This is a genomic window from Tritonibacter litoralis (genome assembly GCF_009496005.1).
GTDB lineage: Bacteria > Pseudomonadota > Alphaproteobacteria > Rhodobacterales > Rhodobacteraceae > Epibacterium > Epibacterium litoralis.
This window is the reverse complement of record NZ_WIBF01000003.1, coordinates 282,822-304,545: the sequence shown is the minus strand read 5'-3', so window position 1 is coordinate 304,545 and position 21,724 is coordinate 282,822. Positions and strand designations below refer to the sequence as shown.

The following is a 21,724-nucleotide window of genomic DNA, read 5'->3' as shown; positions in this document are numbered from 1 at the left end:
AATGCGGGCTCTTAAGATCGCTGCCACCGGGATGAGCGCACAGCAGCTGCGGGTTGAAACCATCTCGAACAACCTCTCAAACATGAACACCACCGCTTATAACGCGCGTCGTGCCGAGTTTGCGGACTTGCACTACCAACAGGTATCGCGTGCGGGAACAGTGAATGCCTCTGATGGCACCGTGCTGCCAACAGGTGTTCAGGTTGGCCTTGGCGTGCGTCCAGCTGCCGTCTCTATCCACCTGGAACAAGGGGCGTTGACACAAACCAACAATGATCTGGATGTCGCGATTGATGGTAATGGCTTCCTTGAGGTCACCCTCCCCTCTGGTCAGTCCGCCTATACTCGTGATGGTGCATTGAAACGGGATGCCGAAGGTCTGATCGTGACGTCTGACGGTTTTTCCGTGTCACCCGAAATTACGATCCCCGACGATGCGTTGAGCATTTCGATCAACCCCGAGGGTGAAGTTTTTGCCTATTTCGATGAAACAACCGAGGGTCAGTTGTTGGGACAGTTGAGCCTGGCGAACTTCACCAACCCCAAGGGGCTTGAAGCGATTGGCGGCAACCTCTTTGTCGAAACCGAAGCGTCAGGCGGCGCCAATGTCTCCACCGCTGGTGAAGATGGGTTGGGCACGCTGCGCCAAGGGTATTTGGAAGCCAGCTCCGTTGATGCTGTACGTGAGGTCACCGAGCTGATCGCTGCGCAACGGGGCTATGAAATGAATGCCAAAGTCATCTCAGCCGTTGACCAGATGATGGGTGCAACAACACAGGTGCGCTGATGAAATACGCCCTTGCCTTTGTGATTGCCGTTCTGGCGCAGGCTGCTGTGGCCGAAATCCTGGTGCCTGCGCGCAACATCCGCCCCAAAGAGATCATCGCGCCCAGCGATCTGATGGTCAAACAGGTGGAAGTTCCAGGCGCCGTGGCCTCGGTAGACGAGCTGATCGGGCAAGAGGCCCGCGTCGCGCTTTACACCGGCCGCCCCATTCGCCGCGGCGATTTTGGGCCTCCTGCCATTGTCGAACGCAATGATCTGGTGACTCTGATCTTTCGCAACGGCTCTTTGACCATCGCCACCGAAGGGCGCGCGCTGGGGCGCGGAGCCGAGGGCGAATCCATTCGGGTGATGAACCTGTCATCCCGCACAACTGTATCCGGCCGTGTTCGGTCCGATGGATCCATTGAGGTACATTAATGAAACCCATGTCAGTAGTTTCCAAAATGGCGCTGATCGGCCTGATCGCGACTGGTGCCTGTGCTCGGATGGATCACCTTGGCAAACCGCCTTCTTTTACCCCGGCAAATGAAACGCCGGAACATGTGGCTATGCTGTGGGAGGGGCTGCCGCAAGAGCACCATCCACAACGCGCTGTCGACCATGCTTCGCTTTGGAGCGGTGAACGCCAATCGCTGCTTGGGGACCGGCGGGCGGTAAAACGCGGTGACATCCTGACTGTTGTGATTGAGATCGACGAAGAAGCCGAGATTTCCAACGATACGCAACGCTCCCGCAATGGATCCGAAAGCCTAGGGGTGCCGCAGTTGCTGGGTGTCCCCCAGCGTCTGGACCGTCACCTGCCCGAAGGGGCCAGCCTCGCAGATGCGGTTGATCTGACATCGAATTCATCATCCGGAGGCTCGGGTTCTGTCAGCCGAAGCGAGAAACTGGAACTGCGCGTGGCGGCAACGATTGTGGATGTATTGCCCAACGGCGTCCTTGCCATCAATGGCTCACAAGAGCTGCGGGTGAACTTTGAAATCCGCGAGCTGCTGGTCTCTGGCTATGTGCGCCCCGAAGATATCAGCCGTCAAAACGAAATCACTTATGACAAGATCGCTTCGGCCCGTGTTTCCTATGGCGGCCGTGGTCAGATCACCGACGTACAACAACCGCGTTATGGCCAGCAGCTGCTGGACGTAGTGCTCCCGTTCTAAGGACAGACCATGATAGCTAAACTCCTTCCGGTTATTTTGCTGATCGTAGGCACAGCAGGCGGCATCGGGGCCGGCATAATGCTGAAGCCTGAACCAGAAGAACATGCCGAGGCGGATATGCATGGCGAAGAAGACGGCATGCACAAAGAAGAGATGAAAGAAGACGACCACGAGAAAGAAGTGGCAAAGCATGACCCGGAAGCTGAGCCGACCGTGGAATACATCAAGATCCAGAATCAGTTTGTTGTTCCGGTTGTTGAGCACGAAGAGCTGGCATCGCTGGTGGTTGTCTCCCTGTCTTTGGAAACCGATATCGGCATGAACGAAATGGTCCACGCCTATGAGCCCAAGCTGCGGGACGTATTCCTGCAGGTATTGTTTGATCACGCCAATATGGGCGGTTTTCGGGGGGCATTCACCCGGTCCGATATGCTGGATCCCCTGCGCACGGCATTGCGCGAAGCTGCGCAACGGCAGCTCGGCGGCGGTGTTCATGATGTTTTGATCGTAGAGATCTCTCGCCAGGACGTCTGAAGTTCCGGACAATCAAATAAACCGCTGACATCCCGAACGGAGGTCAGCGGTTTTTTCGTGTTGTTAAAACTCTCTGCGCAATCACTGGTTCATAAGCTGCGCATAAAGACGGGCGGCTTGGTCGGCTTTTTTCTGTTTTGCTGCATCTTCCGCCATGGTTTCGACCGCGTGTTTTCGGCCAAAAGATTTTCGCAGGCGGTCCATCGCCATCAGTTTTTGCGCTGTCGCCTGGGCCAGCTCTGTGTTCAGCTGTCGCCGCATGCGGGTGTGCCAACCTTCCCACAACAGATCCGCGCCCAGAGACCTCATCGCAAGATCGCCATTGGCCACATCACCGTCAGACTGCTCGCGGGCGTCCTTCACTTGTTGATCCAGCTGCGCAAGCTTGGCTCGTGCCGAGGCTTCAGCGTCCAGGATCGGTTTCACCCGCGCGTGTTCCTGCATGTACTGCGCCTCTGTTACGCGTTTCATTTGATGCAGCATTTTGTCTTTCATCAGATGCGTCCTTTGGCCTTTTCACGCATGGCTTCCGCAAATCGAATTGCCGCAGCAACCGGAGCATAGTGTTCTTCCAAAATCTCTTCGCCAATTTCCACGGTTGCAAAAAGGGCGCGCGCAGTGGGGGGGTCGCTGTGAATAGGTACCGCATTTTCCTGCGCCTTCTCACGAATTGCAGCCGCAATCTCGTCCACGCCCTTGGCAACACAAGACGGCGCCGACCCTGGTTCGCGTGTCCACTTCAGAGCCACGGCATAGTGAGTCGGGTTCACAATCACCACATCCGCATCGGGCACCGCGCCGATCATCTGGCTGAGTGCGATTTCCTGTCCACGCTGGCGGCGCTTCCCTTTGAAATGGGGGTCGCCTTCCGCGTTTTTCTGCTCGTCCCTGACCTCTTTCTGGGACATCATGTTTTTCCGGCGATACTCAGCGTGCTGAAATGCCGCGTCCACAACCCCAATTGATACTGCGATCAGCGTGGCCAAAATCAGAATTTCTAGTACCAAGCTGCCCAGAAGCATCAGTACTGAAAACGCACCAGTGGCCGCAGATGCGATCATGTCAGGCATCCGATAGGACAGGTAAAATCCCAAACCAATTGAATAAATCAGGAGTTTGAAAAAGCTTTTGGCGAATTCGAACAGTCCCGAGCGGCCAAACTTATTTTTGGCATTTTTTAAGAGTGACAGGTTTGAAAGTTTCGGCTCCAATTTACTTGGAGCCACCACGAAAGCTTTTTGTGCAATAATTGAAAGTAATACCAATACTGCAGGCACGGCAAACCAAGGCAGCACTGACAAAATCACCGATTGAACAAGATTGATCATCGGTTGGGAGGCAGACCCTTCAAAATACAGTTCTACCAGGCGGTCCGGCTGATCCAGAAACGCCATAAGTGTTGTACCCAGTTTTTCGACCGGCCCGCGGCCAGCCGCATAAAAAGCAATAACAACACCCAGGTAAGCCGCGGCAACTGACAAGTCTGTGGATTTGGCTACGTCGCCACTTTCCCGCGCCTTTTTTAGTTTTTCGGGTGTAGGCTCAAATGACTTATCGGAATCGTCGTCCTGATCGCTCATTGAGCACCTCCGGTGGGGTTCGCGAAGAAAGTAAAGAACACTTCGACCCAATGCATCAAGATCATCGGGCTCGCGACCAACATGATAAACATACCACCAAAGGTGATCACCGGCGCACCAACAAAGGCGACCATCAGCTGCGGCATCGCTCTGTTGATGAAGCCAAGCGTGATATTGTAAATTACCGAAGTGATCACAAATGGCGCTGCAAGCGCAAACGACATCGAGAAGCTCTGAGAGACTCGCTGTACAATCCAACGTGACAACTCGGACGCAGGTGGAAATTCACCCACCGGAAACATCAGGTAGGATTGCGCCATATATTCGATCACTTTGATATGAAGCCCCATAATAACCGCTAGCGCAGTTCCGCCAAAAACCAAAATGCTGCCGATTGCTGGCATCGGTTCCGCGCCAAGACCGCCAAAGGCCTGGGCAAGTGATGTGCCTTGCGCACCAATTGCACCCGCCGTTTGCAGCGTAAGAACAAAAATGCGGACCGCAAACCCAAGAGCCAGACCAACCATAGCTTCACTCACAGCAAGCCCAACATAGCTGAGTATAGTGTCCGGCGGCGGCTGCAGGGGCACCATCGGAGCAACAATCATTGTGAACACAAAGGCCATCGCCAGCTTTACCGGCGTGGGAACAAAGACTTCGCCAATCGCAGGAAGCGTAGACACAATTGCCGCCGTTCTTAGGAACACGATAGCCGCGTGCCAGAACCCAGCGCCAAGCAGCGCCACAAGTTCGACTGGCAAGAAATCCAAACTCATGCCGGAACCAAACCCACAAGCGCAGGCTGCGCCTCTAGCCCGATTTCCTCAAACGACAGAACAGGATTGCTGACACCACGCGATTTCAGAATGGTTTTCAAATACCTGCGACGTCGGGTAGAGGTTACAACAGCCGCATTGATCCCTTGTTCTGTGACCTGGACCAGACGATCATTCAACCCTTCGGCCAGGCGGTTAAACTGGTCCGGCGGCAGCGCAATATCAAGGCCGGAACCCTGGGTATCCACTTGGTAGGTTGAGAAGATATCCTCCCACTCGGGCGCTAGCTGGATCAGCGGGATGGTGCCATCGTCGCGTTTCATTTCCGCGACCAACTGGAAGCCCAACCGTTGGCGCACATGCTCACAGATCGGTTCAGGCAAGGTCGTGTGAACCCGCGCCTCTGCAATGGCTTCAAGGATCAGCGGCATGTTCCGGATCGAGACGCGCTCCTCCAAAAGCAGGCGCAACACGGAATGGAGCGAGTCGATCGGAACCTTGTCAGGGACCAGCTCATCCAGCAGTTTGCGGTTTGCCTCGGCACGGAACCCATCGGTGAGTTCGGTCATTTCGGTCAACAGACGACGCAGGGATTTAAGGGTCAAAAGACGGGAGAAGTTCAGCTTGATCACTTCCAGCAAATGGGTCGCCAGGATTTCCGCCGGGGCCACTACGGTTGCCCCCATCATATTGGCCTGTTCCCTGTGTTTACCTGCCACCCAACGCGCAGGCGCGCCATAGACAGGTTCCGTCACATCAGTGCCCGGCGGCAGGGCCTCGTGCTGGTCTGGCATCAACGCAAGCACCATGTCGGGATGCAGGATGCCACGCGCCTGTTCTACACCTTGGACCTTGATCACATAGGTGCCGTTTTCAAGCTCGGCCTGATCGCTGAGACGAATTTCCGGCAGAATCAAACCAAAGGAGGTGGCCACATGGGTTCGCATATTTGCAATCCGGGCATCCAAGCCCGTGCCCGCATCCAACACCATGCTCACAAGATCCGGCGCGAACTCCAAATGCAGATCATCCAGATCCAGAACATCACCAAGGGGGCGTTCTTGGGAAGGTTGCGCGTTTTCCTCAATTTGTTCATCAACCGCGGCTTCTTCGTCCGCCAAATTTTTCGTGTAAATTCTGTAGCCTGCATAGCCCAGTGCCATCGCACCAAGCATAAAGGGGACAAAGGGCAAGCCCGGCACCAAAGCAAAAAGTGCCATCAAAACGGCGACGGTTGCCAATGCGGCGGGATGGCCAGAGAATTGCGTGATAAGCGCGGTATCAGTAGAGCCTGCCGCACCGCCCCGTGCCAACAAAAGCGCCGCCGCGATAGAAATAATGACCGACGGGATCTGGGAGACAAGACCGTCACCCACGGTCAAAATCGCATAGGTCTCAAACGCGTCGCCCACGTTCATACCGTGGATAAGCGTGCCCATGATCAAGCCGACAATCAGGTTGAGAAGCGTGATCAAAAGACCCGCAACCGCGTCGCCTTTCACAAATTTAGAGGCACCATCAAGCGAGCCAAAGAATGTGGTTTCCTTCTGCTCAAGCTCACGGCGTTCTTTTGCTGTTTCGTGGTCAATTGCACCGGCACTCATGTCTGCGTCGATGGCCAATTGTTTGCCTGGCATCCCATCAAGCGCAAAACGTGCGCCCACTTCGGCCATCCGCGCGGCACCCTTGGTGATGACCATGAAGTTCACGATCAACAGCACGCCAAAGATCACAAGGCCCAAGAACACGCTGCCACCCATCACAAACTGGGCAAACCCCTGGATCACGTTGCCGGCGGCATCCGTGCCGGTATGACCCTGACCAATGATCAGCTTGGTCGAGGAGACGTTAAGCGACAGGCGCAGCATCAGCGAGGCCAAAAGGATCGTCGGGAAGGAAGAGAAATCCAATGGCCGTTCAATGAACAATGTGATGGTAAAGATCAAAATGGCCAATGCAAAGGAAGTGGCAAGACCTACATCCAAGACCCAGGCCGGTACTGGCAGGATCATCATGACAATGATTGCCATCAGCGCAATGGCCAGCAATACGGTTGGGCTGAAAACCTGTTGTATGGTTAGTTTAGGCACGGGTCAGCTCTCTCAATTCAAGGGAATCAAAGCGCGGTTGGCCGCACCTTGGAGGGGTACCAAAGACCCCATTTGGACCGCGCCTTGGGCAACCAAAGGCGCAGGGTTATGAACAGCAATCAGGGGAAGCGGCGCGCCGAATGTCGCGCGCCGGCGACGCGCGGTTGGCAATGTTCCAACGGCTGTATCCGGGCCAAGACCGGCCCGCACACGTTCAAACCGCGCAGCGTATTTATTAGCATAAGTCGGTGTACGAGAGTGATAGGCACCCGCCGCTTTGGACCAATCGCCAAACTCATCGTACAGTTCCCGGAGGAAACGCGCCGCGTATTGCGCGTTGACGATCGGATCAAACATCTGATCAACCGATTCAAATGCATGTCCATGCCAACGGTAGTTTATCTGAAAGCATCCAACATCAAAGCTGCGCGCGCCGCGCTTGAAATGAGCTGCAACATAGCTCTTAGCTTCAGCCTCGGTCTCAAACCACTTGCCCGCGCCTTCCATATTGACGGTCCAGGGCCACGGCTGCAGGCCGCTTTTGCCACCGCGGCCTGTTTCCGTGCGGGTGATCGCACGCAGAACATTTAACGGAATGTCTTGGTCACGGGCGGCTTGCCGCGCGGCAAGATCGCATACACCGGCAACAGTCGGATCGCCAAGCGCCAATGCAGGCGCGGCAAAACCATACATCACAAGCACCATGCACACGGCATGGCAGCCCAGTCTACCTCTACGAAAGAGTGTTTTTAAAAACGGCATTCTGCCCAGTCCAACTCAGGTTTCACCCTCAATCTGAAAATAGGCCGCGATCATTTACAAACCGTTACAATGAAAGGGCGCAGCGGTCGGATTAACGACAGCTACGCCCATGTTTGTGATAGAGATTTTAGGACCCTATTGCGTGTCGATTGTTCCGACACGGGACAGCAGCTCTTCGATCCTTGTGCGAGTCCCTGCACTGGTTTCCATCAGCGCACGCGCCTCGGCCAAAGGCGGCATGCCTTCTGGATCTTGGGCAACCCGGTCAATTTCCGTTGACACATTTGCAACCGCTCCAAAGCGCGCCTCAGAGGCGCCATCAATACCGCTGATGGCTTGGTAGTTTTCTGACAACCAGAACCCGCGCGCAGCTTCTTCGGTGTCTTCTTCCTTTAACAGAACCTGGCTCGCGCTGTTATAGTCACCATCCTGCCAATAGGCGCGGGCGCGCAGACGGTTTGCTTCCGAGCTTTGCAGTCCTTCAAGCTCTGCAATCGCAACGTCCGCTTCGTTCAAAGCAACAGCAGCTTCCGCGATCATCAGCTTTCGTTCGGGGCTGGGCGCTTCAAGCGCATCCTTTTGCATCAGCGATCGCGCATGTTCTGCAAACCCAAGATCCAACAGCCGACGTGCCATCAGGTCCACTACCGGTGCGGCTTCTGCGGTTGTCGCTTGTTTGCTGAAGGTCAACCCATAGTGAAGAAATGTCACATCACTGGCGCGCTCCGTAAGCAAAACCAACAATGGTTCGAGTGTCTCGGCGCGCGCAACTGGTCCGTCCTGCTCCGTCACACGATTCAATTCATGAAACGCCTCATCAAAACGTCCTTCCAAAGCAAGCGAAGTCACTTCGGCTTTGCGCAAGTCAGTTCCAAGGTCTGTGTCACGGTTTTCCAGCTCGTAGGATCCAACAAGCTCGGGCACATCAGGTGACAGGGCGCGCCGCTCTTCATAGTGCAGGTTGATCAAATCAATCAGCGCTTGCGGCGTGTTAGCTGACCGCTCTGCAACCTCTTCCTCAAGCTCCTCGACGACGGTTTCCGTATCGCCTTCAAGTTCGGCCAATGCGGCTTCCGCCAGGTTGATCTCTGGCACATGTTCGACGCCGGTGCGTTCAACGGAACGCAGTGCCGCTTCGGCCATATGTTTTTCGCCAAGCTGTGAAAAGAGGGTGGAAATCCGCGGTCCCAAATGCACCCGCAAATGAACCGGCATCAGGGCGTAAGCCTGTTGAATTGCGTCCGTGTTGGCGTTGTTTTTGATTTCCCCCTCGGCCAAGGCAGACCAAAAGGCGGAGTGCCCTGCACACACTTGCTGACCGGAAAACGGGTTGTGCACAGGCATCGGCTGTCCATCCAGCAGATCGGCCAAGGCCTCTAACACGTCAATGTTATCTGGTCGACCCGGCCCTTCAGGCAGCAAAGCCAGCATTGCGCGGGCCTCAGCGCCGAACCCAAAGAACAGATATGTTTTTGCAAGCTCGACAACTTTGTCTTCGTCGAACTTGTCAAATTCCTTTACCAGACCATTGCGCAGTTTTGAGATCTGGACAGAGAAAGGATCCTCTGTACCCCATTTATGGACGGCGATCTCTACATCCGCAAAACAAAGCTGATCGGTTTCTTCTTCGTCCGTTTGGCGCGCAAAGAGACCTGTTTCCCGGTCAATTGCAGTGGTCACCGAGATATGGTCCAGCGGGTTAAGCGGCCGGTCCTGTGACCCCAGCGGGTCCACGATCCCACCTGTACTTCCGTCTTGAACCTCGGTCACCAGCAGGTCCAGCAGCCCTTGGTTTGTGGCGCGGCCGATCTGCTGCAGCAGACGGCGTTCAGATTCGTTCACCGTGGCCGTTCGGGCTGCTTCCTCCATATCCAGTAGATCCGCATCCGCCAGTAAACCGCTCTCGAACGCGGCTTCTGCGGTGGCGGTTGCCGTCGGCACGACCTCTTCGGTCAGCACAGGCAGTTCCAGCGGTTCACTAACCTCGGTTGAGACGTCTTGCGGCTCAGGTTCGGGGGCGGGTGTCTCGACCGCTGCCTTGACCAAATTGCCGTCTGTTGCCAGCGCAGACTGCAGGGTTTTTTCCAGTCGCGACGTTTGAATGTCGGTCTCATTCAGAGAGAAACGATAGCCGGTCGTCGGAGGCGCTGCAGGCAAGAGTGGCAAGACCGAGGACTCTGGCCGGTATTGCGCTGGCTGGGCAATTTCCGAGCTTGGCTTTTGCCGGTCACGCACATCAATGACCAAATATCCGTTGGTCATGACATGCGAGCGCAATTGGCAGTCACAGGCCATTTCCAGCTTTAGCGGCTGTCCTGGACCCACCTGCGACAGCGACTTCAGGCGCGTACGGGGAATGAGTCCAAAAACCTCAGAGGTATCATATACCACGTCGGGCGAGTTGATATTCAATACGCCGCTTTGCCCGTTCTGGGTAAGCGACCAGTCGACCCCTTCTGGCAGACGCATGACCAGGCGCGAAAAGCCGTCATGCTCGCCAGAGCGGGCCACAATTGTTTCGGCCTGGGCGGCAGATGCCGCCACAGTGCACAAAGCAATTGTAAGAGCGCGCCAATTCATGCTGCGTCCTGTTTCACCGATTTCAATGCTTCTTCCAGCTCAGAGAACCCAGGCCGGAAATGAGAAGGCGTGTTCTGACGCCCAACTTCGATACAGATGGCGGCTGCGTGGTTGTGCAGGTTTGCCACCAGAACTTCGCGGATCAGCTGGTAGAAATGGCCATCTTCTTCGACAACCGATTTTACCTTGCCCGCAAAAGGACCAAAGAAACCATAGGCCAAGAACACCCCAAGGAACGTCCCAACAAGAGCACCACCAATCAACGTACCAAGAACTTCTGGCGGCTGGTCAATCGAGGCCATGGTTTTGATAACACCCAAAACCGCCGCAACAATTCCCAAAGCCGGAAGACCGTCGGCAATAGCCTGCAGGGCATGGCTGGAATGCAGCGCATGATGCATATTGGCTTCGATCCGCTTTTCCAGAACCTCTTCCACCTGATGTGGGTCGTCATAGTTCATGGACGCCGACCGCATGGTATCAGAGATCAGGTTCACAGCCTCTTTGTCTCCCAGGATTTTGGGATACTTGTTGAAGATCGCTGAGTTTTCCGGATCTTCGATATGCTGTTCCACCTCAACCGGATTGGCTTTTTGAATGCGGATCAGCGCAAACAACAGGCACAACAAGTCGCGATAGTCATCGGGCTTCCACTTGGGCCCTTTGAAAACTTTACCAATGTCTTTGATTGTGTGTTTCACACCGCCCATATCATTGCTGATAAGAAACGCACCGACGGCCGCACCGCCGATCATCATCATTTCAAACGGCAGCGATTTGATGATGATTCCCATCTTACCGCCCGCTGCGAGGTATCCCCCGAACACCATCACAAAAATGGTGGCAATACCTACAATGCCGATCATAGGTTCACTCCAAAAGTTCGTTTCTGTAATGAGAGTAGCCCGAGTCGCCTTAATAAAGGCTAAGCGGCAGTGCCCAAGTTATTCCTTGGGCACGGAACCGTTACGACCAGCAAGCACAACGCTGATGGTATAAGCGGCTTCGGGGCTGAGACCCGCCATGATGCCTGCGGCGGCTTCGGGGCGCATGCGTGCCAAGAAACCTGCGGCAAAAGTGGGATCCATTTCCTCGAACAGGGCAGCCGATTCTTTCGGCTTCATCTGTTCATATACAGAGGTCAGCCGATTCACGTCTTCTTCGGTGGCGCCATCCGCCAAGGCCACGGTTTCGCGCAGGTCTTCCTCGGCCTTTTCCAAGGCAGCCAGCTTTTGTTCGATCGCTTTGTCCGCGATCTCAAGCGCTTTCATGCGATCCTGGATCTCTGCCTCGCGTTTGGCCAACATGTCTTCGCGCTGCTTGAACGCTTTGAGCATGGCTTCCATTTCAGCAGAGGAAGGGATGGACGATTTTGCCATCTCTCCATGCATCTCTTTTTCGGGGCCATCTTTGCCCAATCCTGCGACTTCGCGCGCGATGGCGGGTCCCGCTTCCAGACCAATTCGCATCACGGCAGAGCCAACCAACAGGAACGCCAAGGCAAATAGCGCGCCTGATTTCGCTTTTGATTTAACAGATTTAGCCATCATGCCACCTGATTCTGACTGCGGTTGTGACGCACGAACATCAGCCCTGCTGGTTTTGCTTCCTCAGGTTCGGGCTGCGGTTCCGGTTCAACATGCGCTTCGGCCCCATAGGCTTCGGCCAGCGCGTCTGTTTCTTCAGCAGCGGCAGGCGCCGGTGCTGCAGGCGCTGCTGCTGCGGGCTGAGCCTCAGGCATATCGTGCATCGATGCCATCATCAGCTCAAGACGCTGCGCCACCGATTCGGCCCGCCCGGTCAGCTGTTGCAGCTTCTGGCTTGACCCGTTGGAAATAGCCTGCGCCTCTTTCAGCGATTTGTTCAAATCGTCAACCTGAGACGACAGCACAGCAACCGCACCGCCAACCCCTTTTTCAAGGTCGTTGAATTTTTTCAAACGGCGCGACAGTACAAAACAATAGAAACCTGCTCCAATGGCACCAGCGGCCAGCAGGATATCAGCAATAAGGTCCATTCTGTCCCTCCTAGTTCAATACGAAATCCATAATCAGCAGATCACGCACCCGGCCCTGGCCGGTTGCAATATTGATCCGCCGCAACATTTGCGAGCGTAGCTTTGGCAATGCCATAGGATCAGTCAGATCCTCGATTTCCAAAGCCCTTAGGTAGCTGTTGAGGACATCGACAACCCTTGGAAGGACCTTTTCAACTTCCGCCTGGTGTTCCTGGCTGACTTCAAGTTGAGCACGGAACCGCAAATGATTTAGACCACTCGCTTTACGCAGAGAGATCACAAGCGGTTCCATATCGATAAAGGCAAGGTTTGCGATTTCTTCCGCAGACTCACCTGTGTCCACGCCTTCTGGCGCCTCTTCGGCCGCGTGCGATTCTTCTGAATGCGCGTCATCTTGGCCAAAGGGAAGAAGGCCTGACTGAGCGGCGAAAAACCCGCCGCCCGCACCCGCAAGTCCAAGCACCACCCCGATAATCAAGGGCAGTTTGCTTTTCTTGGCCGGTGCATCTTCTTCTGTATCAACTACAGCGTCTGTCATGGCTATCCCTAAAACGTCGTGTGCCTCTTCATAACGCTGCATGGACTAACCGAATGTTAAGGCCGATCAGGGAAAAGGAGGTACGCCGGACAGAAAGCCGGTATGACGGAGGTTATTGTGCAGCAGATCAAGAATGTCTGGGCAGGATTGGAGATGCGCCAACGATTGATAGCCGTGGGAGCCACGGTTTTCATGTTTGTGGCAGTATTTGCGATGTCGCAAATGGCGAGTCGGCCAACCATGCAACTGCTTTATGCAGGTCTCGAAAGCGGGACTGCAGGCGAAGTGGTAAGCGCGCTGGATCAGCGCGGTGTAGAATATGAAGTGCGCGGCGGTTCAATTTATGTCCCGTCGAGCAACCGAGATGAGTTACGGTTGACGCTGGCCAGCGAAGGGCTGCCAGCAAACGGTGGAAAAGGCTATGAGCTGCTGGATAATCTCAGCGGTTTTGGCACCACCTCTCAGATGTTTGATGCCGCCTATTGGCGTGCAAAAGAAGGCGAGCTGGCCCGCACAATTGTTGCGAGCCCGCATATTGCACAAGCGCGGGTGCATATTGCCAATACTGGCAGCAACCCGTTCCAACGCTCGATTGAGCCCACCGCATCGGTCTCCATCACTCCGATGGGTGGCAATATCACCCCGGCACAGGCCAACGCGATTCGCTTCTTGGTGTCTTCGGCGGTGACCGGCCTTCCGGTGGACAATGTGGCCGTGATTGACGCCAATGGCACCCTGGTGGGTACGCCCGAAGCAGCTGCGGCAGCGGGCGCAGGCAGTGATGACCGGTCGCAATCCGTAAAAGACCGGGTCATGCGCCTGGTGGAAGCGCGCGTCGGCAAGGGCAATGCCGTGGTCGAGGTGAGCGTTGAGACCGTCACTGACACGGAATCTATCCGTCAGAAACGTGTCGATCCCGAAAGCCGTGTGGCGGTCAGCACCGACATCGAAGAACGCGCAGATTCATCCACGAATCAATCCGGAGAGGTCACTGTTGCCTCAAATATTCCGGACGGTGACGCCTCTTCTGGCGAGGGGTCAAATGCCAACACCAGCGCGACACGGGAACGAATCAACTATGAGATTTCCGAAACCGAAACCGAAATTGTGCGGGGGCCCGGTGCAATCAAACGCATGACCGTTGCGGTTCTTGTCAACGGAACCACAGCCACCAATGCCCAGGGTGAAGATGTGTTTCAGGCCCGTCCAGCAGCCGAGCTTGAAGCGCTGCATGAGCTGATCGCGGCTGCCGTAGGTTTTGACGCGGAACGGGGTGATGTTATCACGCTGAAATCCATGGAAATGCCGACGATCGAACCACAAGGAACAACGGCAACCTCATCTTTCTTTGACAATCTTTATATTGACGCGATGTCGCTGATCCAAATGGCGGCCCTGGCAATCGTGACCCTGGTCCTTGGCCTGTTTGTTGTGCGCCCAATCTTGGCCTCCAGCGGTAGCGGTGCGACGGCGGCATTGCCGAGCCCGGATATGGCGGATGCCGGTGGTTTGGGCGATCTACCGGAACTGCCCGCATTGGGCGGCGGCGGCGGCTTTATGGCCAACCCGAACCTGGGTGAAGGCATCGCATTGGATGGAGAGATCCAAGACTCCGAAACCGGTCAGTTCGACTCAATGGGCGAGCTTGGCGGTCTGGGTGGCGGGTTGCCCGTTCTGGGCGGCGGCGGTGGCGGAGACCCCGTGGATCGCCTGCGCTCGATGATTGGCGAGCGTCAGGAAGAAACAGTTCAAATTTTGCGCGGTTGGCTTGAAGAAAAAGAGGAGAGAGCCTGATGACCATTGCACATCTCCTGGAAGATTTTGGGTTTAACCCAAGTGCTGAACCCATCGTAATGGCCATGTCAGAAGAAGTTCTGGATGAAGCCAAGGCAGAGTCTTTCGAGACCGGCTATAGCGCCGGCTGGGAGGACGCTGTCACGGCCAAGGATCAGGAAACGAACAAAATTTCCGCGACCTTGGCGACGTCTCTGCAGGATCTGAACTTCACCTATACCGAGGCGCAAAACCAGCTGATCGAATCCTTGGACCCCATGTTCAAAGTTTTGACCAGCGCGGTTTTACCGGACGCTATGGCGGCGTCCTTTGGCCACCATATGGTCGAGCAATTGACCGAGATGGCCAAGGATCAGACCGACCAAGGCATGGAGATCATGGTTTCCGCAGGCGAAGGAGCTTCGGTGCGGGCCCTGTTGGGCGACAACTTTTCTGTACCGGTGACCGTGCGCGAGGATGCGCTTCTCGAACCGGGCCAAGCCTATTTACGCGTCGGTACAGCCGAGCGGGAACTCAACAGCGGTGCATTATTGGAATCGGTTCGTGATTCAATCGATGCATTCACTTATCACTTCAAAGAGGACAGTCTTTATGGATGACGCAGCCGACCAGAATTTCAAAGCCACCGAGGCAGGCAATCCCTTTGTCTCCGTTCCGGTGGAAGTCGTCGTCTCTGTCGGCAAAGCCCGTCCGTTGATCCGCGACCTCGTAAACCTTGGCGAAAACGCAATTCTGACGTTGGACAAACGAGTCGAAGACCCGGTGGACCTATACGTCGGCGATCGCTTGGTGGCGCGGGGGCAACTGGAAGAACTGGAGGGCGACCAGGCTGGGCAGCTGGCGGTACGCCTCACTGAAATTGCCGATCTACAAAGCGGGCTGGGATGACACCGAATTTCATATTGCGCGTCGCAATTTTGGGGATCGCCATTCTGGCAATCCCTGGCGGCGCAGCGGCTCAAGAATTGAGCCTTTCGCTGGCGGACGGCCAATCCATTTCGGCCCGGTCCATTCAGCTTATTATCCTGATCACAGTGCTCAGCATCGCGCCGGGCATTTTGATGATGATCACCTGCTTTCCTTTTATGGTGACTGTTTTGTCGATCCTGCGCCAAGGGATCGGTCTGCAACAGGCTCCGCCCAACATGCTGATTATCAGCTTGGCGTTGTTCCTGACCTATTTTGTGATGGAGCCGGTATTCCAAGAGGCCTGGGCCGTTGGCATCAATCCATTGCTGGAAGAGCAACTGGATTTGATCCCCGCGCTCACCCGCAGTTTGGACCCGTTCAAAGAGTTCATGGCCGCGCGGCTTGATCCTGATACCTTCTATGCGATTGCGGACCTGCGTCCAGAGACAGCGGACATAGACCCGAACGGCGATGCACCTTTGTCGGCTTTGGTGCCGAGCTTTCTGCTGTCAGAAATTTCGCGTGCTTTTCAGATCGGGTTTCTAATCTTCCTGCCCTTCCTGATCATCGACATGGTTGTATCAGCCGTCTTGATGTCGATGGGCATGATGATGGTTCCGCCAGCAGTGGTTTCCCTGCCGTTTAAACTGGCCTTCTTCGTGGTTGCCGATGGCTGGAGCATGATTGCAGGAGCATTGGTTCGCAGCTATGCCCCCTAATGGAAAAGATCGCCCAACAACTGGGCGATCTTTTTGTCCGAGTGGGGTCCAGTCGAAAACTCGTCAGCGCGCCTTATTCCGCTGAAACTCAAACGTGTCCAATATGCGGCCTTGGTCATTTTTGATCGTCAGAACCAGAAGCTCTGGTTCCTCCGGCAAATCCGAAACCTGGCCAAAAAATTCCACAGGTGTCATAACTTGCGCGCACAAGCCCGGATTGCGGTTTAAAACGCGCCCAACGTGCACATTGCTCCCTGGACCAACTTTCACCTGCGACATGGGTTCAGCCACGTGACAGCTGTCCGGCGCCATGATTGTAAGCATGTATTCAACGTGATCGGATGAGAAAATGGCCTGGCCTTTAGCGCCATTTTCCCGTCCCACCGTCACAATGTCTGTGGCTGGCATATGCGATTTATTCCCATTTTCACTGGCAAGGATAGAGGCCTTGGACACATCCGAGACTTTGATGACCTGCGTTTCGCAGGCAACCAAAGCGAGGCTGCTGGCCCCCAAAAAGCCCAGAGCCCCCAAGACGCGCATGCATTGGTTAGGCAAGGCCAACTTCCAGCTCCCATGTCCCGGTGTATCTGTCAGCATAGGCCGCAGCTTCAAAATAGAAAACATCGGTCGACGGTGCCACAAAGGACAGGCTGCTTTCCAGGCCCAAGCCACCATCGTCGTTGCTGCCGAGGAAGGATCCAGAAGAGTCATAGACGTTCAGATATGGATCGACCAGTGTGCCGCTGTTGCTGGCAACGCCGCGCAGATCGACCTCATACTCGCGCCCACCCAGCAAGTTCACGGCAATCCAATCCCGGTCTCCTGCTTCTTCCAGCGTACCTGTGATGGATGACCCAGACGCCAAGGCACCTGCTGAACCAGCGCTTTGGCCAAAGTCGTCGTTGGATGCGTTCGAGCCGGTCTGCGTATAGCCGATGGTATAAGTTCCGCTGTTGTTGCCGCCATAGCCCCCAACGCCAAGATAATAGGTGCCAGAATTGTCGGCCTCAAAGTCCTCGATCAACGCGTTCAGACCGGTTCCACCATCGTCGTTGAAGACGAGCACATCTCCATCCGTGTCAAACAACGCCATAATCGGGTCATTGAGTGATCCATCAGATGTTGGCGCACCACGGGCAAACAGGTCATAAATCCCGCCAGCATCCAGTTCGAGCCGGAAGAAATCGACATCGCCCTCTTCCTCGATCTCGCCGAACACAAATTCATCGGCATCCAGCAACAACAGACTTGGGTCAATTGCATCGCCGTGGTCATCGTCCCCGTTCGACAGAACTTGTGCATCCAGCTCATATGTACCGATGGAGGTACTGCCATAGCCGGAAACCTCAACATAGACGGTGCCGGAATAGGTCGCCGAGAAGACGGCTTGGGAGTTGAGACCATCACCACCGTCGTCATTATACCCCAGCAGGTTGCCGTATTCATCACGGATTGCCAGAACCGGGTCACCCAGAGTGCCATCACTTGTCGAGGCACCGCGGGCATCAAACTGGTAGATACCGCCGTTTTGAACGCGATAAGCGAACCAATCGGTGTCGCCAACCTGCTCGATCTCGCCATCAACGGATGTGGTCAGGCGACCTGTGGTCGAGCTGTCGCCGGCAAAGTCATCGCTTGCGCCCGTGTCGACCAGAGAAATCTCATAACCACCGGTTCCGCCGTCCGCATAAGCCCCAACCGAGAAATAGAAATCGCCGCCATTGCCCGCATTGAACAACAGGCGCGAGTTCAGCCCGTCGCCGCCATCGTCATCCTGCGCCAACAAGGACGATTGCCCGTTGTAAACCCGCAGATAGGTGTCACCCAGCGCGTCAGACCCAACACCTTCGACTTCGATTTCATAGGTATGGCCTGCAACCAAAGTCGCGCGATGCCAGTCGCGGTCTCCTTCAAAGCCCAAATCAGAAACAACGCTGCCCCCGATTGTGATCTCGCTCTCGGTGCTTGTATCCGTTGGGATGTCCGCGCCATCACCCGATAGCTCTTCGACGGTGACGCGGTAGTCGCCCTCGCCGCCATCAGCATAAGAACCGGCCGAAATGAAATACGTCCCAGAGGCATTAAACGAAATGCTGTCCAGCGCCGAGTTCAGCCCATCGGCGTCATCATTGGATGCAATCAAGGATCCGTTCGCATCAAAGAGCCGGAGGTAAGTGTCGCTTACAGGCGTGTCGCCATGGCCAAACAGAGCGATATCGTAAACAACGCCCCCTACCAAGGAAACGGCAACCCAATCGCGGTCGCCTGCGGCTTCCAATGTGCCATCGTAATGTCCGCCCACTTCGACGCGCGCAGAGGTGCTGGCGTCATTTGGAACATCACCCTCCACCTCAGTGGTTTGCACCCGCACCCGGTACCGTCCGCTTCCGGCATCGCCGCTGGCGGCAGTCTCTACATAGATCGTTCCATCTGAGGACGCCGTATAAAACAGCCGTGCATTCTGGCCGTTGCCACCGTCATCATTGCTGGCAAGCAAAGTGCCGTTTTCGTCATAGATCCGCAGGTAGCTGTCTTCCAAGCGCACATTGGGGCCGCCGCGTGAATGCATGTCGATCCGGTATTCCGCGCCGGCAGCGACATCCAAACGGTGCCAATCGCGATCGCCCTGAACCTCGATACGGCCGCGCACAATGGTGCCGTCCCCGTCCAAATTGGACGTCGTCGATGTATCAGCCGAGAAATCGTCACGTGCTCTGCGGTTGGACGTCCGCTCAATACCAACCGTATAGGTTCCGGTTTCTGAACCATACCCGCTCGCAACAAGATAATAGTTTCCGGTCGACTGGGCCGTGTATGTGATCAGAGAGTTGTGGTTGGCTGGCCCATCATCGTTGCTGGCCAGAATGTTGCCTTGGGCATCCACTAGCGCAAGGACCGGATCGTTCAATGTGCCCTCATCGCTATCGTCGCCACGCATGGACAACTCATACGTGCGGCCTTCCCGCAGACGTACACGGAACCAATCTGTGTCGCCGCTGGTCTCCAGTTCGCCAGTCGCCGTGCTATTACTGCCGATACGACCTGTGGTCGATGTGTCTGAGCTGAAGTCATCCTCGCGCGGTTCTGGCACGGGGGTGGGATCATCCTCTGCCAAATCATAAATCGCTTGGGCTAACTCAAACATATTGACCCGCGGGATCTCAGCATTGAGGTTTGCGACATTATCGTCTTCGTCGTCGCCATCACGAATGGTCGTCGAGGTTTCCCGCAACAGACGCTGGAATTCAGAAGGGGTCAGACGCCGACCCAAAACATCGGTTGCAATGTCCTGCGCCAAAGCGGCCATACCCGCGACAAATGGCGTGGCTTGGCTGGTTCCGCCCTGCGCCGAAAAGCCACCGCCTGGCTGTGCACCATCAATCAAAGCACCTGGTGCAAAGACAATGCCCAGATCGTTGCTGCGTTGGCTGAAAGACGTCACACGATCTACGTCGGTAGAGAAGTCCTTGGCTCCGCTCCCCCACTGGATGCTGCCAAAGTCTCCCTCCCAGACCGCACCAACGCCGATTACATTTGGATCCGCCGCAATCGAGGACGCCCCTGGCGTTTGATAGCGGTAATAATCATTCCCTGCGGCCGCCACAGTAATCACGTTTTGCGAGGCCAGCGCCGCAAATTCGTCACCATATGTGTAGTGGGGGCTTACAGTATTGACGTTATCGCCCGCGCCAAGCGACAGGTTCACCGCAACAATATTGTAAGCTGCGGCATTGTCGACAACCCACTGAAGCGCCCGTTCGATATCGGAGTTGGTGCCGGACCCATTGTTGCCCAAGCCCTGCAGCGCGATGATATTCACACCCGGCGCGACGCCCAAATAGGACGCGTTTGACGATCCAACAATGGAGGCGACATTTGTGCCGTGCCCCTGAATGTCATTGGCGGTACCGTCACCATCCCGGCTGAAGTCTTCGGTATAGATGATGCGATCCGAAATACCGTCACCATTGGCATCCGGGCCAAAGGCCGAATGGTTCAGATCGATACCGGTGTCGATCACCACAACAGTCTGACCGCTGCCGTCAAAACCAGAGAAACGCGCGTCATTTTGATACTGATCCAGGCCGATGATGTCGCGACCCTCGTTGGACAGTGTCGAAAGTTCGCCCTGCCCGCCGGTGGTTTCGACCTTACCTTCATCCTCTGAGTTATCGGTGTCTACCTTGTCGAACTCAAACGCGGCCTCGGTCACTTCGTCCAGCGACACATTACGCAGCAAGATGCTGTCATTGCCGACTGAAACAAGGACATCATCGCCTTGTGCTGCAATGGTGAGATCAGAGAAAGACAGATCCGTGTCGGAAAAATCCAGAACATCGCCCGCGCCGACGTTAAAGTCAGTGATCGTGTCGTCGCCCCAGCCTTCCGCGTAATTGAATTGGTCTGCGCCGCGCCCACCTGTCAGAGTATCATTGCCGCGTCCACCAGCCAGCGTGTCAGCGCCAGTGCCAGCAATCAGCCGGTCGCGCCCGACACCGCCATTCAGATCATCTGCACCAGCGCCGCCCACAAGACGATCATTGCCGCGTCCCCCGTCAAGAGTGTCAGAACCCCGACCTCCGAACAAACGATCCCGACCAACGCCCCCCAGAAGGACATCATCGCCATTGTTACCAAACAAGCGGTCGCGGCCACCCATCCCAATCAACCGATCATCGTCACCCGTTCCACGCAGAACATCATGCCGCCGGTTACCCCGAAAAATAGCCATCTTTTACCACTCCCAAACAATCAATTCGTCAAATTCGTTGCGCAAAAGCGCCTTCGTAACTGCTGATTGGCAACGTATTCAAAGAAGAGAAGGTTTAAGAATTGGCGTGATTCCCGAAATAGAAACGGGTCCCTAATCGCGGCAACAACAAAACCATTACTTTTCAGTACACTATCGGATCAAAGAGCTTCGACCATTAGACGCCAACCATTCAGCAGTGACCTTAACCATTGAATGTGTCTCTAACAATAAATTGATACCGCCATGAGGGTAATGATTTCCTGACCAAATAAATTCAATTTTTATTATATAGATTTTTGAAGAATTATCGAAGCTTTGCAACAGAACCCGCTGCGCCCGCCACGCTGCTTAGAAAGCGATGACTTTCCTCCTGAGAGACGGAACACAAAACCCGGCCCTGAAATCAACAAAACCAGGAAGTTGTACCGCAACAGACCGCGGCACTCTGTGCCCGGAAATTGTGGAAATCGGATCGATCTGCGATCTCAATTTCCTAGGCAGATTACTGCCATTATTTTTGAAGGAGTGGTGAGCCGTGCAGGATTCGAACCTGCGACCCACTGATTAAAAGTCAGTTGCTCTACCAACTGAGCTAACGGCCCACTCTCTTTGTTTAGCATCGCTGCTGTGCGCTTCGTCTAAGTGTTTTCTCCAAGGAGTTCAACCACTTAATTTGCGCTGGGACGGTGTGGCTTAGTCAGCCGCGCTGTCCCGATAGGCGGCGTA

20 protein-coding genes and 1 tRNA gene are annotated in these 21,724 nt (G+C 55.3%); 8 read left to right on the top strand and 13 right to left on the bottom strand.

Annotated elements, in window-relative coordinates; genetic code table 11:
- Position 1 precedes the first annotated feature (1 nt).
- The 4 genes from flgG to GFB49_RS07720 are packed head-to-tail and all read left to right on the top strand — an operon-like array spanning position 2 to position 2,477.
- Entirely contained in the window at positions 2 to 787 is a 786-nt protein-coding gene (gene flgG / locus GFB49_RS07735) for a flagellar basal-body rod protein FlgG (RefSeq protein ID WP_153215273.1), read from the top strand.
- Positions 787 to 1,203 carry a flagellar basal body P-ring formation chaperone FlgA gene (gene flgA / locus GFB49_RS07730; RefSeq protein ID WP_153215272.1) on the top strand — a complete coding sequence of 139 codons (417 nt, stop codon included), beginning with the start codon at positions 787 to 789 and terminating at the stop codon, positions 1,201 to 1,203. Before flgG ends, flgA begins: the two co-directional genes overlap by 1 nt.
- Positions 1,204 to 1,211: 8 nt before the next feature.
- Positions 1,212 to 1,943: a flagellar basal body L-ring protein FlgH gene (gene flgH / locus GFB49_RS07725; RefSeq protein WP_425505192.1), complete on the top strand. Its 732-nt coding sequence runs from the start codon at positions 1,212 to 1,214 to the stop codon at positions 1,941 to 1,943.
- 9 nt (positions 1,944 to 1,952) lie between these two features.
- Positions 1,953 to 2,477: a flagellar basal body-associated FliL family protein gene (locus GFB49_RS07720; RefSeq protein ID WP_153215270.1), complete on the top strand. Its 525-nt coding sequence runs from the start codon at positions 1,953 to 1,955 to the stop codon at positions 2,475 to 2,477.
- Positions 2,478 to 2,558: 81 nt separating this feature from the next.
- Here the strand turns inward: GFB49_RS07720 and GFB49_RS07715 are convergent, their stop codons facing one another.
- The 10 genes from GFB49_RS07715 to GFB49_RS07670 form a co-directional block, all read right to left on the bottom strand.
- Entirely contained in the window at positions 2,559 to 2,972 is a 414-nt protein-coding gene (locus GFB49_RS07715) for a hypothetical protein (protein WP_153215269.1), read from the bottom strand.
- On the bottom strand, positions 2,972 to 4,057 hold the full coding sequence (locus GFB49_RS07710; RefSeq protein ID WP_153215268.1) for an EscU/YscU/HrcU family type III secretion system export apparatus switch protein: 1,086 nt from the start codon (positions 4,055 to 4,057) through the stop codon (positions 2,972 to 2,974). The genes GFB49_RS07715 and GFB49_RS07710 overlap by 1 nt, the downstream gene beginning before the upstream one ends.
- Complete coding sequence (locus tag GFB49_RS07705; RefSeq protein ID WP_153215267.1) at positions 4,054 to 4,833, bottom strand: flagellar biosynthetic protein FliR; 780 nt, start codon at positions 4,831 to 4,833, stop codon at positions 4,054 to 4,056. The genes GFB49_RS07710 and GFB49_RS07705 overlap by 4 nt, the downstream gene beginning before the upstream one ends.
- A complete protein-coding gene (gene flhA, locus GFB49_RS07700; RefSeq protein WP_153215321.1) occupies positions 4,830 to 6,863 on the bottom strand; it encodes a flagellar biosynthesis protein FlhA in 2,034 nt (677 codons plus the stop codon). Before flhA ends, GFB49_RS07705 begins: the two co-directional genes overlap by 4 nt.
- Positions 6,864 to 6,935: 72 nt before the next feature.
- A complete protein-coding gene (locus GFB49_RS07695; RefSeq protein ID WP_246149648.1) occupies positions 6,936 to 7,616 on the bottom strand; it encodes a lytic transglycosylase domain-containing protein in 681 nt (226 codons plus the stop codon).
- 204 nt (positions 7,617 to 7,820) lie between these two features.
- Positions 7,821 to 10,265, bottom strand: a complete 2,445-nt coding sequence (locus GFB49_RS07690) for a hypothetical protein (protein WP_153215265.1) — start codon at positions 10,263 to 10,265, stop codon at positions 7,821 to 7,823.
- Positions 10,262 to 11,131, bottom strand: coding sequence for a flagellar motor stator protein MotA (gene motA / locus GFB49_RS07685; protein ID WP_153215264.1), 870 nt, complete (start codon positions 11,129 to 11,131; stop codon positions 10,262 to 10,264). Before motA ends, GFB49_RS07690 begins: the two co-directional genes overlap by 4 nt.
- A 78-nt stretch (positions 11,132 to 11,209) precedes the next feature.
- Entirely contained in the window at positions 11,210 to 11,812 is a 603-nt protein-coding gene (locus GFB49_RS07680) for a MotE family protein (RefSeq protein ID WP_153215263.1), read from the bottom strand.
- A complete protein-coding gene (locus tag GFB49_RS07675) occupies positions 11,812 to 12,282 on the bottom strand; it encodes a hypothetical protein (RefSeq protein WP_153215262.1) in 471 nt (156 codons plus the stop codon). The genes GFB49_RS07680 and GFB49_RS07675 overlap by 1 nt, the downstream gene beginning before the upstream one ends.
- Before the next feature lie 10 nt (positions 12,283 to 12,292).
- Positions 12,293 to 12,820 carry a flagellar basal body-associated FliL family protein gene (locus GFB49_RS07670; RefSeq protein ID WP_153215320.1) on the bottom strand — a complete coding sequence of 176 codons (528 nt, stop codon included), beginning with the start codon at positions 12,818 to 12,820 and terminating at the stop codon, positions 12,293 to 12,295.
- A 102-nt stretch (positions 12,821 to 12,922) separates the two neighbouring features.
- On the opposite strand from GFB49_RS07670, the gene fliF reads away from it, so the two are divergent.
- From fliF to fliP, 4 genes are read left to right on the top strand one after another with little or no spacing between them, the layout of a single operon-like run.
- Positions 12,923 to 14,614: a flagellar basal-body MS-ring/collar protein FliF gene (gene fliF / locus GFB49_RS07665; protein ID WP_153215261.1), complete on the top strand. Its 1,692-nt coding sequence runs from the start codon at positions 12,923 to 12,925 to the stop codon at positions 14,612 to 14,614.
- Positions 14,614 to 15,213, top strand: coding sequence for a FliH/SctL family protein (locus tag GFB49_RS07660; protein ID WP_153215260.1), 600 nt, complete (start codon positions 14,614 to 14,616; stop codon positions 15,211 to 15,213). The genes fliF and GFB49_RS07660 overlap by 1 nt, the downstream gene beginning before the upstream one ends.
- Positions 15,206 to 15,502: a FliM/FliN family flagellar motor switch protein gene (locus GFB49_RS07655; RefSeq protein WP_153215259.1), complete on the top strand. Its 297-nt coding sequence runs from the start codon at positions 15,206 to 15,208 to the stop codon at positions 15,500 to 15,502. The genes GFB49_RS07660 and GFB49_RS07655 overlap by 8 nt, the downstream gene beginning before the upstream one ends.
- Positions 15,499 to 16,242, top strand: a complete 744-nt coding sequence (fliP, locus tag GFB49_RS07650; RefSeq protein WP_153215258.1) for a flagellar type III secretion system pore protein FliP — start codon at positions 15,499 to 15,501, stop codon at positions 16,240 to 16,242. Before GFB49_RS07655 ends, fliP begins: the two co-directional genes overlap by 4 nt.
- A 63-nt stretch (positions 16,243 to 16,305) precedes the next feature.
- On the opposite strand, the gene GFB49_RS07645 is transcribed toward fliP, so the two are convergent.
- From GFB49_RS07645 to GFB49_RS07635, 3 genes are all read right to left on the bottom strand, one after another.
- On the bottom strand, positions 16,306 to 16,806 hold the full coding sequence (locus tag GFB49_RS07645; protein ID WP_194269286.1) for a hypothetical protein: 501 nt from the start codon (positions 16,804 to 16,806) through the stop codon (positions 16,306 to 16,308).
- Positions 16,793 to 20,977, bottom strand: coding sequence for a S8 family serine peptidase (locus tag GFB49_RS07640; RefSeq protein ID WP_153215256.1), 4,185 nt, complete (start codon positions 20,975 to 20,977; stop codon positions 16,793 to 16,795). The genes GFB49_RS07645 and GFB49_RS07640 overlap by 14 nt, the downstream gene beginning before the upstream one ends.
- A gap of 547 nt (positions 20,978 to 21,524) precedes the next feature.
- Positions 21,525 to 21,600 (bottom strand) — tRNA-Lys (locus tag GFB49_RS07635).
- Positions 21,601 to 21,724 lie beyond the last annotated feature (124 nt).